Here is a 13739-nt window from a genome sequence, read left to right on the forward strand (position 1 = left end):
GGCGGTTTTCGGACCAAGACAGGGGAGCGTGGGGTCCTGGCGGGTAGTAGTCAAGCGATGGGGTGACGCAGGAAGGTAGCTGAGCCCGGCCGGTGGTTGTGCCGGGGTAAGCGTGTAGACCGCACCATAGGCAAATCCGTGGTGCATGTGGTTGAGACGTGATGCCGAGCCGATTCAGGTGAAGTCAGTGATCCTATGCTGTCGAGAAAAGCCTCTAGCGAGTTCCGAGCGGCCCGTACCCTAAACCGACACAGGTGGTCAGGTAGAGAATACCGAGGCGATCGGGTGAACTGTGGTTAAGGAACTCGGCAAATTGCCCCCGTAACTTTGGGAGAAGGGGGGCCGGAGACGTGAAGCCACTTGCTGGTGGAGCGTTGTATGGCCGCAGAGAGCAGGGGGAAGCGACTGTTTACTAAAAACACAGGTCCATGCGAAGAAGTAATTCGATGTATATGGACTGACGCCTGCCCGGTGCTGGAACGTTAAGGGGACCGGTTAGCTCTCTTCGGGGGGCGAGGCTGAGAACTTAAGCGCCAGTAAACGGCGGTGGTAACTATAACCATCCTAAGGTAGCGAAATTCCTTGTCGGGTAAGTTCCGACCTGCACGAATGGCGTAACGACTTCCCCACTGTCTCAACCACAGGCCCGGCGAAATTGCAGTACGAGTAAAGATGCTCGTTACGCGCGGCAGGACGGAAAGACCCCGGGACCTTTACTATAGCTTGACATTGGTGCTTGAATTAGCTTGTGTAGGATAGGTGGGAGCCGGTGAAGCTCGTACGCCAGTATGGGTGGAGGCAGTGTTGAAATACCACTCTGGTTGGTTCGGGTATCTAACTTGGGGCCCTTATCGGGTTCAGGGACAGTGTCTGGTGGGTAGTTTAACTGGGGCGGTTGCCTCCTAAATGGTAACGGAGGCGCCCAAAGGTTCCCTCAGCCTGGTTGGCAATCAGGTGTTGAGTGTAAGTGTATAAGGGAGCTTGACTGTGAGACTGACGGGTCGAGCAGGGACGAAAGTCGGGACTAGTGATCCGGCACTTGCGTGTGGAAGCGGTGTCGCTCAACGGATAAAAGGTACCCCGGGGATAACAGGCTGATCTTCCCCAAGAGTCCATATCGACGGGATGGTTTGGCACCTCGATGTCGGCTCGTCGCATCCTGGGGCTGTAGCAGGTCCCAAGGGTTGGGCTGTTCGCCCATTAAAGCGGTACGCGAGCTGGGTTTAGAACGTCGTGAGACAGTTCGGTCCCTATCCGCCGTGCGCGTAGGATACTTGAGAAGGGCTGTCCCTAGTACGAGAGGACCGGGACGGACGAACCTCTGGTGTGCCAGTTGTCCCGCCAGGGGCACGGCTGGTTGGCTACGTTCGGGAGGGATAACCGCTGAAAGCATCTAAGCGGGAAGCCTGCTTCGAGATGAGGTATCCCACCCCTGTTTGGGGGTAAGGCTCCCAGTGAGACGACTGGGTTGATAGGCCGGAGATGTAAGCCAGGTAACTGGTTCAGTTGACCGGTACTAATAGGCCGAGGACTTGTCTACAAGGCTGCTACGCGTCCACTGTGTGATTCACAGCAAACGAACAACGGTGTTCCCGGGTGTGGCCGGGGTGTTGTTTGTTGTGTTGATAGGGTTACGGCGGTTATGGCGGAAGGGAAACGCCCGGTTACATTCCGAACCCGGAAGCTAAGCCTTCCAGCGCTGATGGTACTGCACTCGGGAGGGTGTGGGAGAGTAGGACACCGCCGGACATCTTAGTGTGCAGGGCCACCCCGACCGGGGTGGCCCTGCACTGTGTGTTTTGGCGATCTCGCCATGAGGAAGGATGTACCCGTGAGTTCAGGAGCGCATGGCGGAGAGCGCCCGCGCCGTCGAGACGACGACCGTCCAGGCAGCGAGGGCGGTCGGGACGGCTCCGCGCGTCGCGACGGACGCCCGCCCTATCGCGGGGATCGGGATCCCCGCGGCGGCAGCTCCGGCGACCGGGGCGGCTATCAAGGCGGCGGCCGAAGCGTCGGCGGCCGCGACGGTGACCGTCGGGAGCGGCCGTCTCCCCGGGGCGGGGTGGGTGACCACCGGTCCGGCGGTGGTGGTTACGAGCGGCGCGCCGGCGGGTCGGGCGACGACCGCCGCAGTGGCGGGTTCGGAGGCGACCGGCGGGGCGGCGGGTTCGGAGGCGACCGGCGCGGCGGCGGGTTCGGAGGCGACCGGCGCGGCGGCGGGTTCGGAGGCGACCGGGACTCCCGGGGAGACCATGACTTTCGGGCCGAGCGTGGGCCCGGGGGCGGACGGTTCCGGGATGGCGATCGACGCACCGGCGGCGACCGGGGCTCGTATCGGGACGACGCGGGTGGCGGAAACCGGGACTCCGGGCATCGGGCAGACTACCGCGACCGCGGCGCGGGCTTTCGGGACGGTGGAGACCACCGGCGGGGTGACGACCGGCGGAGCGGTTACCGAGGTGACGGGCGTCGAGGAGAGGCATCCGGTTCCGGTCGTTCCGGTTTCCGCGGCCGGGACGGACGCTGGGAGGATCGCCCAGCCGGCTCGGGACGAAGCGCCGCCGACCGCGAGGGTGGTTACCGGTCCGGGGGGCGGGACGGCTTCGACCGGGGTGACCGTGGCCCTCGCGACGGCTATGGCGGCGACACCCGGGGCGACCGCGGGCCGCGCGGCGGTGGATATCGGGACGATGCCCGGCGCGGCGACGAGAGGTCCGGAGGTGGCTACCGTGGCGGCTACGCCGGCGGTGACCGGCGCGGCGGCTACCGGGACGGTTCCCGGCCCGGCTTCGGCGAGGAGCGCCGGGGTGATCGAGACTCACGCGGTGGCGGTTACCGGGACGGCGAGCGCGGATATCGCGGTGATGCGGGGGGACGCGACAGCGGATATCGCGGCGACGGCGGATATCGGGATCGTGCGACTCGGGACTCCGGCGGCGATGCCGGGCGGGGCGGTTATCGGGGTGGATCGTCCGACAGCGGCGGCCAGCGCGGTGTAGGACGCGACGGCGGACGACGCTTCGGCGACGACGGTCGTCGAGGGTTCGCCGGGCGTACCCGCGACGGTGCCCGAGACTCGGACCGGGACGGTCCTCGCGGCGGTGACCGTGGTGGCTTCCGCCGTACGGAGCGGGACGGCCGGGACGGGGGACGCGAGGGTGTCCGCCGTCCGGGCGGAGCCCGTGCCGACGACGACCGCCGCTCCGGGACACCACCGCGGCGCACCGGCGAGGCGTACTCCGGGACCGCGGGGAAAGAAACCGGCGGTCCCCGTTCCGGAACGGATCGGCGCGGCCAGGGCGATCGGTCCGCACGGCCGGTCGACCAGGCCCGGGAAGCGCCGGAACCTGCGCTTCCGGCGGAGATCGTCGCCACCGACCTCGACGGCGCGGTCCGGGCCGAACTGCTCTCCCTGGCGAAGCCCGTCGCGGAGAGCGTCGCTCGGCATCTCGTCGCGACGGGTCAACTACTCGACGAGAATCCGAGCCTTGCCCTGGAGCACGCGCTGGCCGCACGCCGGCTCGCGGCACGGATCGCACCGGTGCGCGAGGCCGTCGGGCTGGCGGCGTACCGGGCCGGTGAGTGGCAGACGGCACTCGCCGAACTGCGTACCTACCACCGGATGAGCGGGCGGCAGACGCACCTGGCGGTGCTCGCCGACTGCGAGCGGGCGCTCGGGCGTCCCGAGCGGGCGATCGACCTCTATCGCGGCGCGGACCGGGAGGCGCTCGACCCTGCGGAGGCCGTGGAATTGTTGATCGTGGCGGCCGGAGCCCGTGGTGACCTCGGCCAGGGCGACGCCGCGGTGGCGATGCTCCAGGTACGTGAACTGACGGCCGGTACGACCGAGCCGTGGGCGGCCCGGCTGCGGTACGCGTACGCCGACGCGCTGCTCTCGGCGGGCCGGCGGGAAGAGGCACGCGAGTGGTTTTCCCGGGCGGCCGAAATCGACGAGTTCGGCGAGACCGACGCTGCGGAACGGCTGCTGGAACTCGACGGCGTCGTCCTGGAGGGTGACGACGAGTCCGAGGACGAGTACGAGGACACGAACGACGGCGACAACGGCGACGTAGCCGACCGGACGCAGGGCGCTGGCATGTACGACGCCGACGCCGACGCCGTTGGCGTTGGCGTCGGTGATGGCGATGGCGTGGAGGCGGCCGGGGCGGTGGAGCCGGGCGGAGACGAGATCGGGAACGTGGAGCAGGACACGGATGTGGTCGAGGACACGGACCTGGACGAGCGCGCCGGTGAGGGTGTGAACGGTCGGGTGGTCGACGCCGATCCCGCGCGACCGGCGCGTACCGCCGAGTCGTGAGCGGTTCCGCGCCGGACGGCCGGCTGGTCGACGCGTACGACCTGGTGATTTTCGACCTGGACGGCGTGGTCTATCTCGTCGACCGACCAATCGATACGGCGGTCGCGGCGGTTGCCCGGCTGCACGACGAGGGCAAGCCGCTGGCGTACGCGACGAACAACGCCTCCCGGCGCGCCGCCGAGGTTGCCGCCCTGCTTTCCGGGATGGGGCTCGCCGTGCAACCGCACGAGGTGCTCACCTCGGCGGCTGCGGCGGCGGAACTGCTGGCACACCGGTTCCCGCCCGACTCACCGGTGCTCGTGGTGGGGGCGGAGGCGCTGCGGGCCGAGGTACGTGACGTCGGGCTGCGCCCCGTCATCCGGTTGGAGGACGCACCGGTCGCGGTGGTGCAGGGCTACGGGCCGGAGGTGGGCTGGGCGGAGCTGGCCGAGGCGGCGCTCGCCATCCGGGCCGGGGCCGACTGGTTCGCCACCAACACCGACCGGACCCTGCCGACCGCCCGTGGCCCGGTGCCGGGGAACGGCTCCCTGGTCGCGGCGGTGCGTACCGCTCTGGGACGGGAACCCGACGTCGTGGTCGGCAAGCCGGAGCCGGCTCTGTTCGCCGCTGCCACCCGGCGGTTCGGCGCGGCCCGTCCGCTGGCCGTCGGTGATCGGTTGGACACCGACATCGAGGGCGCGGTCCGGGCCGGCATGGCGAGCCTGCTGGTTCTCACCGGTGTGGCCGCCGCCGTCGACCTGCTACAGGCGCCGCCGTCGGCCCGCCCGGACTTCGTGGCGCACGACCTGGGCGGGCTCTTCGACCCGGCCCAGGTCGCGCGGCTGACCGGGCCCGGAGCCGGCACCTCCAACGGTGCGGAAGGCTGGCGTGTGGTCGGCGGCGCCCCGGCAGTTCTCACCGGGGCGGGGTCGAGTTTGGCTGCGCTGGCCGCGCTCTGTGCGGCGAGTTGGGCGGGAACCGAGGTCGATGGCATCGAACCGGGCTCCGAGGCGGCTCGCAAGGCGCTCGACGAGCTCGGTCTGCTGCGCTGACCGAAGCGGCCCCTGCGACGAGCGTCAGAGCATCTTGCGGAGCTTCAGCAGGTCCAGCGGGTTGGCATTGATCGACATCTGCCGGGAGGCGAGCGCCCTCGGGACGTCCAACTCGCCCCGGACCAGCCGGATCAGGTCGTCGCTGGCGATGCTCAGGGCGACCTTGGCCTTGGGGTCGTCCCCGTCCGCCAGGTCGACCAGGCGACCGCCGGCCAGCCGGCCGTGGAACGCCGTGCTCAGGTCGGTGATCCGGCAGGCCAGGGTGCGATCGAGATCGACCTGCTTGCGTACCTTCTCGGCGTTCGCGTCCATCCGGGCCGCCAGATCGTGCAATGCCTGCCGGCACTCCTCAACGGTCGCCATCGTCGTGCCCCCTCGCATCACGCCACGCCCGTCCCCCGGGCACCGTACCGCACTGGACGGCACCGGGCGCCCGGTAGCGTGCAACCTGAACAGTCGGCACACGCGGAAGGACCGGGGTATGCAGGATGCGTGGCGGGCCTATCTCGAACTGGCCCTCGGGCTCACGGACGCGTCGAAGAAGCGCGCGCAGGCCGCAGCCAGGAAGCTGGTCGGCTCCAGCGGTGCGACCGCCGCCCAACTGCAGACGATGGCCGAGGAACTGCTCTCCACCGGGATGGCCAACCGGGAGGCGCTGACCCGGATGATCCGGGTCGAGATCGACCGGACCCTCGGCGCCCTCGGCCTGGCGACGGGGGAGGAGGTCGCCGCGCTCACCGAACGGGTCGGCAACCTGGAACGGGAGCTGGCCGCTGCCAGGGGGACCGCGCCGGGTGGCACGGGCCTGGAGCCGGAAGCGGAAGGGGCGAGGAAGGTAGCGGCCACGAAGGCCGTAGCCAAGAAGACGGTCGCCAAGAAGACGGTCGCCAAGAAGACGGTCGCCAAGAAGACGGTCGCCAAGAAGACGCTGGCCAAGAAGGCGGCCGCAGCGGATGCGCCCGCGAAGAAGGCTGTGGCGAAGAAGGCTGCGCCCGGCAGGGCGGTGGTGGCGAAGAAGGCCGCACCGGGTAAGACGGTGGCCAGGCGGACCGCGACGCCGGGCGGCGGTGCGGCATGATCGCTGCGGAAGAGCAGGCCCGGAGGCGGACCGGGCGGAGCGGAGGGGCAGCATGAGTCAGGTTCCCGTTCCCGGACCGTTCCGACCGCGCCCCCCGGCCCCGGCCGCGCCGGTCGGCACCGGGCCGGCCACGCCCGGCGACCGGAGCACGCCCGGCGGTGGTGGTTCCGGTCACCCCGCCGTCGACGCGGCACTGCAGGCGATGGCGAACGCTGCGGACCTTCCGCCGGCGGACCAGATCGCCCAGTACGAGGCGGCGCACCAGACGCTGCGGGAAACGCTCGCCACCATCGACCAGGCCTGAGCCCCGTCCCCCGGAGAACGTCCGATGGCACGTCGCACCCGGCTCGACGCCGAACTCGTCCGCCGCGGTCTGGCCCGGTCCCGGGAACAGGCCGCCGCACTGGTCGAGGCCGGGCGGGTCCAGGTCCGTGGGGTGCGCGCGCACAAGGTGGCCGCCATGGTGGACCCGGCCGATCCGGTGCGGGTGCTCGGCGAGGACCCGAGCACGGAGTACGTCTCCCGGGGCGGCCACAAGCTGGCCGGCGCCCTGGCGGCTTTCACGGCCGACGGGCTCGCCGTCTCGGGCCGCCGCTGCCTGGACGCGGGGGCGTCGACCGGCGGCTTCACCGACGTGCTGCTCCGGGCGGGTGCCGCCGAGGTGGTGGCGGTCGATGTCGGCTACGGGCAGCTTGCCTGGACGATCCGGGAAGATCCACGGGTACGGGTATTCGAGCGGACCAATGTGCGTACCCTGACGCCCGACACCATCGGCGGCACGGTGACCCTCACGGTCGGGGACCTCTCGTTCATCTCGCTCCGCCTGGTGCTGCCGGCACTGGCCGGCTGCACCGCGCCGGACGGCGACCTGGTGTTGATGGTCAAGCCGCAGTTCGAGGTCGGGAAGGAACGGGTGGGCAGCGGTGGCGTGGTACGCGATCCGCAGTTGCGGACCGAGGCGGTGCTCGCGGTGACCGGGGCGGCAGCCGGGCTGGGACTCGGCCTGGCCGGGGTGGTGGCCAGTCCGCTGCCCGGGCCGAGCGGAAACGTGGAGTTCTTCGTCTGGCTGCGCGCCGGCGCACCGGCCGCGGACGAGGCGCTGGTCGCGGCGGTGGTGGCGGCGGGGCCGGCCGTGGCGCGGGAGGGAGCCCGATGACTCGCACCGCACTGCTGGTGACGCACACCGGGCGGCGGCGGAGCACCGAACACGCCCGTACGGTGGCGGCGGACCTGATCCAGGCCGGCTTCGAGGTCCGGGTGGTGGCCGAGGAGGCCGACGACCTGGATCTGCCCGGGGTGACCCCGGTGAGTCTGCTCGACGCGGCCGAGGGCGCGGAGATCGTCTTCGCGCTCGGCGGCGACGGCACCTTCCTGCGCGCCGCCGACCTGGCCCGACCGGCGAAGGCGCCGCTGCTCGGCATCAACCTCGGCAAGGTCGGGTTCCTCGCCGAGGCCGAGATCGACGACCTGGACGAGGCGGTCCGGGACGTGGTGGACCGCAACTACACAGTGGACGAACGGCTCACCCTCGACGTCCGGGCGGAGTTCGAGGGCGGCCCGGTGATCGAGTCGTGGGCGCTCAACGAGGTGAGCGTGGAGAAGGGCGAGCGCGCCCAGATGCTCGAACTCCTCGTCGACGTCGACGGCCGTCCGCTGTCCCGGTACGGCTGCGACGGTGTGGTCTGCGCGACTCCGACCGGCTCCACCGCGTACGCCTTTTCGGCCGGCGGGCCGGTGGTGTGGCCGGAGGTGGAGGCGCTGCTGCTGGTGCCGATCAGCGCGCACGCGCTCTTCAGCCGGCCCGTCGTCACCGCGCCGACGGCGACCTTCACCATCACGGTGGACCCGTTCACCACCCTTGCCGTGCTCTGCTGCGACGGCCGCCGCGTCTACGATCTGCCTCCCGGGGCCCGGGTGACAGTGCAGCGGGGCGCGCTTCCGGTGCGGATCGTCCGGCTGCGGGCCCGGCACTTCACCGACCGGCTGGTGGCCAAGTTCGGCCTGCCGGTGCACGGCTGGCGGGGCGGTCGCAGGTAGATCGCCGGTGGACGCGGGCGGTGGCTCACGGGCGGTGGGCGGCAGGTAGTCGCAGGCAGCCGGCGCCGGCGCACCGGCCGGGAACTGCTCGCGGCGTGGCGGCCACTCATCTCCGAACGCGTGCCGGGTGGTCAAGTGTCGGTGACCGCTACTACTGTCGGTTGCTGTGCTGGAAGAGCTGCGCATCACCGGACTGGGCGTCATCGAGGACACGACACTGCCGCTGACGGGCGGCATGAATGTCATCACGGGCGAGACCGGCGCCGGCAAGACGATGGTGGTGACCGGTCTCGGCCTGCTCTTCGGCGGTCGGGCCGACGCCGGGCGGGTGCGCGCCGATCCGGGCCGGGCCATGGTGGAGGGCCGACTGCGGTTGGCCGGCGCCACCGCCACGGCGGTGCACGCCCGGATCGTGGACGCCGGCGGCGAGCCGGACGACGACGGGTCGGTGCTGCTCAGCCGCACGGTCACCGTGGAAGGGCGGTCGCGGGCGCACGTGGCGGGCCGCAGCATGCCGGTGTCGATGCTGGCCGAGGTGGGTGAGCAGGTGTTGGCCGTGCACGGCCAGTCGGACCAGCTCCGGCTGCTCCGCCCGGCCGAGCAGCGGGCCGCCCTGGACCGGTTCGGCGGGGCGGAGCACGAGAAGCTGCTGGAGAGCCTGCGCGAGTCGTACGCCGGGTGGCGGCGGGTCTGTGACGACCTGGCCGATCGGCGGCGCAACGCGCGCGAGCGCAACCAGGAGGCCGACCTGCTGCGGCTCGGATTGGACGAGATCACCCGGGTCGACCCGCAACCGGGCGAGGACGAGGAGCTCAAGGCCGAGGCGCAGCGGCTGGAGCACGCCGAGGGGCTGCGTACGGCGGCGCAGACCGCGCAGCACTGCGTGGCGGGTGCTGCCGAGCCGACCGACGAGATGGCCGACGTGACCACGCTGCTCGGGCACGCCCGGCGGACGCTGGAGGCCCAGGCCGGGGTGGACCGGACCCTCGGTGACCTGTCGGTGCGGCTGGAGGAGGTCGCCACGCTGGTCGGCGACGTCGCGGCGGAGCTCTCCGGCTACCTCGCCGCGCTGGACGCCGATCCGGCCCGGTTGCAGGTCATCTACGAGCGCCGGGCCGCGCTGCGCGGCCTCACCCGCAAGTATGCCGACGACGTCGACGGGGTGATCGCCTGGGCCGAGCGGGCCCGGACCCGCCTGTCCGATCTGGACAGCTCCGACGACCTTCTCGACGAGCTGGACCGGGAGCGGCAGCGACTGGCCGGCGAGGTGGCCGAGTTGGCCGCCCGGCTCTCGGCGGCGCGCCGCGAGGCGGCCACCCGCTTCGCCGAGCAGGTCACGGTGGAGCTGGCCGGGCTGGCGATGCCGCACGCCCGGATCGAGGTGGCGGTGCTGCCCCGGCCGGCCGGCAGGTCCGAGCCGACGCTCACCGTGGACGGCGTGGAGGTCGGGGTCGGTCCGGACGGGGCGGACGAGGTCGAGCTGCGGCTGCTGGCTCATCCTGGTGCCCCCGCGCTGCCGTTGCAGCGCGGTGCCTCCGGCGGTGAACTGTCCCGGGTGATGCTCGCGATCGAGGTGGTCTTCGCGGGCTCGGGCGGGCCCCCGACCCTGGTCTTCGACGAGGTCGACGCGGGCGTGGGCGGGCAGGCCGCGGTCGAGATCGGCCGCCGGCTGGCCCGGCTGGCCCGCAGCCACCAGGTGCTGGTGGTGACCCACCTGCCGCAGGTCGCGGCCTTCGCCGACCGGCACCTGGTGGTGGCCAAGGACACCGGCGGCGCCGTGACGACCAGCGGGGTGCGGATGGTGGAGGACACCGAGCGGGCTCGGGAACTGGCCCGGATGCTCGCTGGTTTGCCCGACTCCGATCTGGGTATCGCCCATGCGGAGGAACTCTTGGCGGTGGCGGCCCGGGAGCGGCGCCCGTGAGCGGCCGGAGCCGCGCCACGGATCGGGCCTGGAGCCCGGCACGGTGCCGGGCTCGGAGTCGGACGAGGGTCGGCGCCGGGCCGGGCGTGACCGTGGCGGGATGGTGCGTGGTGCCGAACCGATGCGTGGTACCGAACCGAGCGGGGTGACGCCGGCCACACTCGGTCGGGCGTCGATGTGATTCCCTGGGGTGGCGGCCCTGCTCAGGCATGTCGCGAGAGAAAGCTCTGCCCCACGTGCCAGGATGGTCAGGATGCGTTTACCCATGTTGCGCCGGGCCCGGAGCGCGGAACCGGGCAAGATCGTCGGCATTGCGCGCCTCGACCGCCGGACGAAGCGCCTGGTCAGCAGGCTGCGGCCGGGTGACATCGCGGTGATCGACCACGTCGACCTGGACCGGGTGGCGGCGGACTCGCTCGTGGCGGTGGGCGTGGCCGCGGTGCTCAACGCCAAGCCGTCGGTCTCCGGTCGCTATCCCAACCTCGGCCCCGAGGTGTTGATCAAGGCGGGCATCCCGCTCGTCGACGACTTGGGCGAGAGCGTCTTCCAGCAGATTCGGGAGGGCGACACCCTGCGGATCGACGGCAACACCGTGCTGCGCGACGACGAGCCGATCGGGCACGGCAGCCGGCAGGACGCCGAGTCGGTCGCCAAGGCGATGTCCGACGCCCGGGAAGGGCTCTCGGTGCAGCTGGAGGCGTTCGCCGCCAACACCATGGAATACCTCAAGCAGGAGCGGGAGCTGCTGCTCGACGGCGTCGGCGTGCCGGACGTCGAGACCCCGATCCGGGGCCGGCACTGCCTGATCGTCGTCCGGGGCTACGACTACAAGGCAGACCTCGACGTGCTGCGCCCGTACATCCGGGAGTTCAAGCCGGTGCTGATCGGCGTCGACGGCGGCGCGGACGCGCTGGTGGAGGCGGGCTACACCCCGGACCTGATCATCGGCGACATGGACTCGGTCACCGACGACGTGTTGCGGTGCGGCGCCGAGGTGATCGTGCACGCCTATCCCGACGGGCGGGCGCCGGGGCTGGCCCGGGTGAACGGGCTCGGCGTCGCCGCGCAGACCTTTCCGGCCGCGGCCACCAGCGAGGACCTGGCGATGCTGCTCGCCGACGGCAAGGGGGCCTCGCTGATCGTCGCGGTCGGGACCCACGCCACCCTTGTCGAGTTCCTCGACAAGGGGCGCGGCGGCATGGCCTCCACCTTCCTGACCCGGCTGAAGGTCGGCGGCAAGCTGGTCGACGCCAAGGGGGTGAGCCGGCTCTACCGGCAGAGCATCTCCGGGTCGTCCCTCCTGCTGCTCGTGCTCTCGGCGGTGGCCGCGATGGCGTCTGCGGTCGCCGTCTCCACCGTGGGGAAGGCATACCTCGGGGTCGCCTCCGAATGGTGGGACAATGTGGTATTCCAGCTCGGGCAGCTCTTCTAGCTCCGAGCCGATGTCCTTCCGCCCCCGAACTCCCAAGAGGCGCCTGTCGTGATCAATTTCCGGTACCACGTGGTCTCGCTGACCGCGGTCTTCCTCGCCCTGGCCATCGGCCTGGTGGTGGGCACCGCGGCGTTGAACGGTCCGGTCGCCGACTCGCTCAAGGACCGGGTCAACGGACTCAGCAAGCACAACGAGCAGCTCCGCGAAGCGGTGAACAACCTGGAGACCGAGGTCAAGCGCGAGGAGGACTTCCTCACCGAGGCCGCGCCGCACATCCTCAAGGACACCCTGGCCGACCGGCGCGTCCTGCTGTTCACCCTGCCGAGCGGGCAGGAGCACGCCGACGGGATCGCCGAGATGCTGCGGATGGGCGGGGCCACGATCACCGGGCGGATCGACGTACAGGAGAAGTTCATCGACCCGGACAACAGCGTCCTGCTGCTCGGCGTCGCGGCCAAGGCGGCCCGGCCCACCGTGCCGGACGTCGGGCTGCCGAGCAGCGAGGGCGTGGAGAAGTCCAGCGCGCTGCTGGCCAGCGCCCTGCTGGACCGCCCGGAGGGTGGCTCGCCGGTGACCGACGCGGACCGCCGGTCGGTGCTGGACGACTACAGCGACGAGGGTTACCTCAACGTCCCCGACAAGATCAGCGGTCCCGCCGAGGCGGTGGTGCTGGTCAGTGGGCCGCCCTACGTCGACCGGGACGCGACCCGGAAGGACAGGTCGGTGGTCCAGCTCGCCGAGCAGTTCGACCGGGCCGGGGCGCTCGTGGTGGCCGGCAACGGCAGCAGCGGCGGAAACCTGGTCGCGGAGGTACGCCGGGACCCCGCACTGGCCAAGACGATCTCCACCGTCGACAACGCCAACACCGTGGCCGGGCAGGTGGTCACCGCCCTCGCCGTGGTCCAGCAACTCACCCAGAAGCGGGCCGGCGCGTACGGCGTCGGTGCCAGCGTGGACTCGCTGCTGCCGGAACGGCCGGAGTGACCGCCCTCGACGCCGACCGGGGGAAGGTCGGCCCGGGGAAGGTGTGGCGCCGTTCCCGGGCGCTCGGCGCCGGGGTGTTGCTGGCCGGGGCGGCGCTGCGCGGCGTACTCGGCTCGCCCTGGGCCGGCGGGCTGCGGCGTACCAATTTCCGGGGCCGCACCGTCACCCTGGCCGCCGGTCCGGCGCTCGCCGTCGGGGCCGCCGCCGGCGGGGCGCTCGGCGCACCGAGCCGGCCCGCCGGAGCCGCCGCGCTGGTCGCCGGCCTCTCCTGCGGCGCCGTCGGGCTCTACGACGACGTGGTCGGCGGTCGGCCGGAACAGAAGACCGCCAAGGGCTTCGCCGGGCACCTGGCCGCGCTCCGGCAGGGGCGGGTGACCGGCGGTATCGTCAAGATCGCCGGAGTCGGCGCCGCCGGGCTCGCCGCCGCCGCCCTGCTCGCCGCCGACCCGACCGTCCGGGCCCACCCCGGCCGACGCCGGCCACACCGCGGCGCCGGGCGCCGGTCGGCCCGCACCGGCCGGGTCGCCGGAACCCTCGACGTGCTGCTCGGCGCGGGCGTGATCGCCGGCACCGCCAACCTGGTCAACCTGCTCGACCTGCGACCGGGCCGGGCGCTCAAGGCCAGCCTGCTGCTCGGCGCGCCGCTGCTGCCCGGCCCGACCGGTGGACTCGCCGCCGGCCCGGTCGGCGCCGCCGCCGCACTGCTCCCGGCCGACCTCGACGAACGGGTCATGCTCGGGGACAGCGGCGCCAACGCCCTCGGCGCGCTGCTCGGGGTGGCGCTGGCCGCGCGTACCGGGCCGGTGGGGCGGGCCGGCACGCTGGCCGTGGTCGCCGCGCTCACCGCCGCCAGCGAGAGGGTCAGCTTCACGCAGGTGATCCAGAACACCAGGGGGTTGCGCGAACTCGACGCCCTGGGCCGGCGACAGTCCTGA

Annotated in this window: 12 protein-coding genes and 2 rRNA genes (1 of these 14 running past the window's edge); 13 read left to right on the forward strand and 1 reads right to left on the reverse strand. The window is 71.7% G+C overall.

Going from position 1 to position 13739, the window contains the following annotated elements; all coding sequences use genetic code 11:
- The 5 genes from ACN28C_RS17765 to ACN28C_RS17785 all read left to right on the forward strand — a co-directional run.
- A 23S ribosomal RNA gene (locus tag ACN28C_RS17765) occupies nucleotides 1-1540 on the forward strand (it extends 1583 nt beyond the left edge of the window).
- 92 nt (nucleotides 1541-1632) lie between these two features.
- Nucleotides 1633-1749 (forward strand): 5S ribosomal RNA (gene rrf / locus ACN28C_RS17770).
- A gap of 98 nt (nucleotides 1750-1847) precedes the next feature.
- The gene (locus ACN28C_RS17775; protein WP_422774944.1) at nucleotides 1848-2999 is read left to right on the forward strand and encodes a hypothetical protein; all 1152 of its coding nucleotides are present in this window, start codon (nucleotides 1848-1850) and stop codon (nucleotides 2997-2999) included.
- 404 nt (nucleotides 3000-3403) lie between these two features.
- Complete coding sequence (locus ACN28C_RS17780) at nucleotides 3404-4318, forward strand: Replicase polyprotein 1ab (RefSeq protein ID WP_422774724.1); 915 nt, start codon at nucleotides 3404-3406, stop codon at nucleotides 4316-4318.
- Nucleotides 4315-5349 carry an HAD-IIA family hydrolase gene (locus tag ACN28C_RS17785; RefSeq protein WP_422768661.1) on the forward strand — a complete coding sequence of 345 codons (1035 nt, stop codon included), beginning with the start codon at nucleotides 4315-4317 and terminating at the stop codon, nucleotides 5347-5349. Before ACN28C_RS17780 ends, ACN28C_RS17785 begins: the two co-directional genes overlap by 4 nt.
- Nucleotides 5350-5373: 24 nt before the next feature.
- Here the strand turns inward: ACN28C_RS17785 and ACN28C_RS17790 are convergent, their stop codons facing one another.
- Nucleotides 5374-5712, reverse strand: a complete 339-nt coding sequence (locus tag ACN28C_RS17790; RefSeq protein ID WP_422768662.1) for an SCP2 sterol-binding domain-containing protein — start codon at nucleotides 5710-5712, stop codon at nucleotides 5374-5376.
- A 118-nt stretch (nucleotides 5713-5830) separates the two neighbouring features.
- On the opposite strand from ACN28C_RS17790, the gene ACN28C_RS17795 reads away from it, so the two are divergent.
- The 8 genes from ACN28C_RS17795 (at nucleotide 5831) to ACN28C_RS17830 (ending at nucleotide 13739) form a co-directional block, all read left to right on the forward strand.
- Complete coding sequence (locus tag ACN28C_RS17795; RefSeq protein WP_422768663.1) at nucleotides 5831-6427, forward strand: histone H1-like repetitive region-containing protein; 597 nt, start codon at nucleotides 5831-5833, stop codon at nucleotides 6425-6427.
- 52 nt (nucleotides 6428-6479) lie between these two features.
- Nucleotides 6480-6731: a hypothetical protein gene (locus ACN28C_RS17800; RefSeq protein ID WP_422768664.1), complete on the forward strand. Its 252-nt coding sequence runs from the start codon at nucleotides 6480-6482 to the stop codon at nucleotides 6729-6731.
- A 24-nt stretch (nucleotides 6732-6755) separates the two neighbouring features.
- Nucleotides 6756-7583: a TlyA family RNA methyltransferase gene (locus tag ACN28C_RS17805; RefSeq protein WP_422768665.1), complete on the forward strand. Its 828-nt coding sequence runs from the start codon at nucleotides 6756-6758 to the stop codon at nucleotides 7581-7583.
- Complete coding sequence (locus ACN28C_RS17810) at nucleotides 7580-8464, forward strand: NAD kinase (RefSeq protein WP_422768666.1); 885 nt, start codon at nucleotides 7580-7582, stop codon at nucleotides 8462-8464. Before ACN28C_RS17805 ends, ACN28C_RS17810 begins: the two co-directional genes overlap by 4 nt.
- A gap of 166 nt (nucleotides 8465-8630) precedes the next feature.
- Nucleotides 8631-10388, forward strand: coding sequence for a DNA repair protein RecN (gene recN / locus ACN28C_RS17815; RefSeq protein WP_422768667.1), 1758 nt, complete (start codon nucleotides 8631-8633; stop codon nucleotides 10386-10388).
- 253 nt (nucleotides 10389-10641) lie between these two features.
- Entirely contained in the window at nucleotides 10642-11820 is a 1179-nt protein-coding gene (steA, locus tag ACN28C_RS17820; RefSeq protein ID WP_422768668.1) for a putative cytokinetic ring protein SteA, read from the forward strand.
- 48 nt (nucleotides 11821-11868) lie between these two features.
- Nucleotides 11869-12804, forward strand: coding sequence for a copper transporter (locus ACN28C_RS17825; protein WP_422768669.1), 936 nt, complete (start codon nucleotides 11869-11871; stop codon nucleotides 12802-12804).
- A gap of 41 nt (nucleotides 12805-12845) precedes the next feature.
- Nucleotides 12846-13739 carry a hypothetical protein gene (locus ACN28C_RS17830; RefSeq protein ID WP_422774725.1) on the forward strand — a complete coding sequence of 298 codons (894 nt, stop codon included), beginning with the start codon at nucleotides 12846-12848 and terminating at the stop codon, nucleotides 13737-13739.

The organism is Plantactinospora sp. WMMC1484 (genome assembly GCF_049315195.1).
Lineage (GTDB): Bacteria > Actinomycetota > Actinomycetes > Mycobacteriales > Micromonosporaceae > Plantactinospora.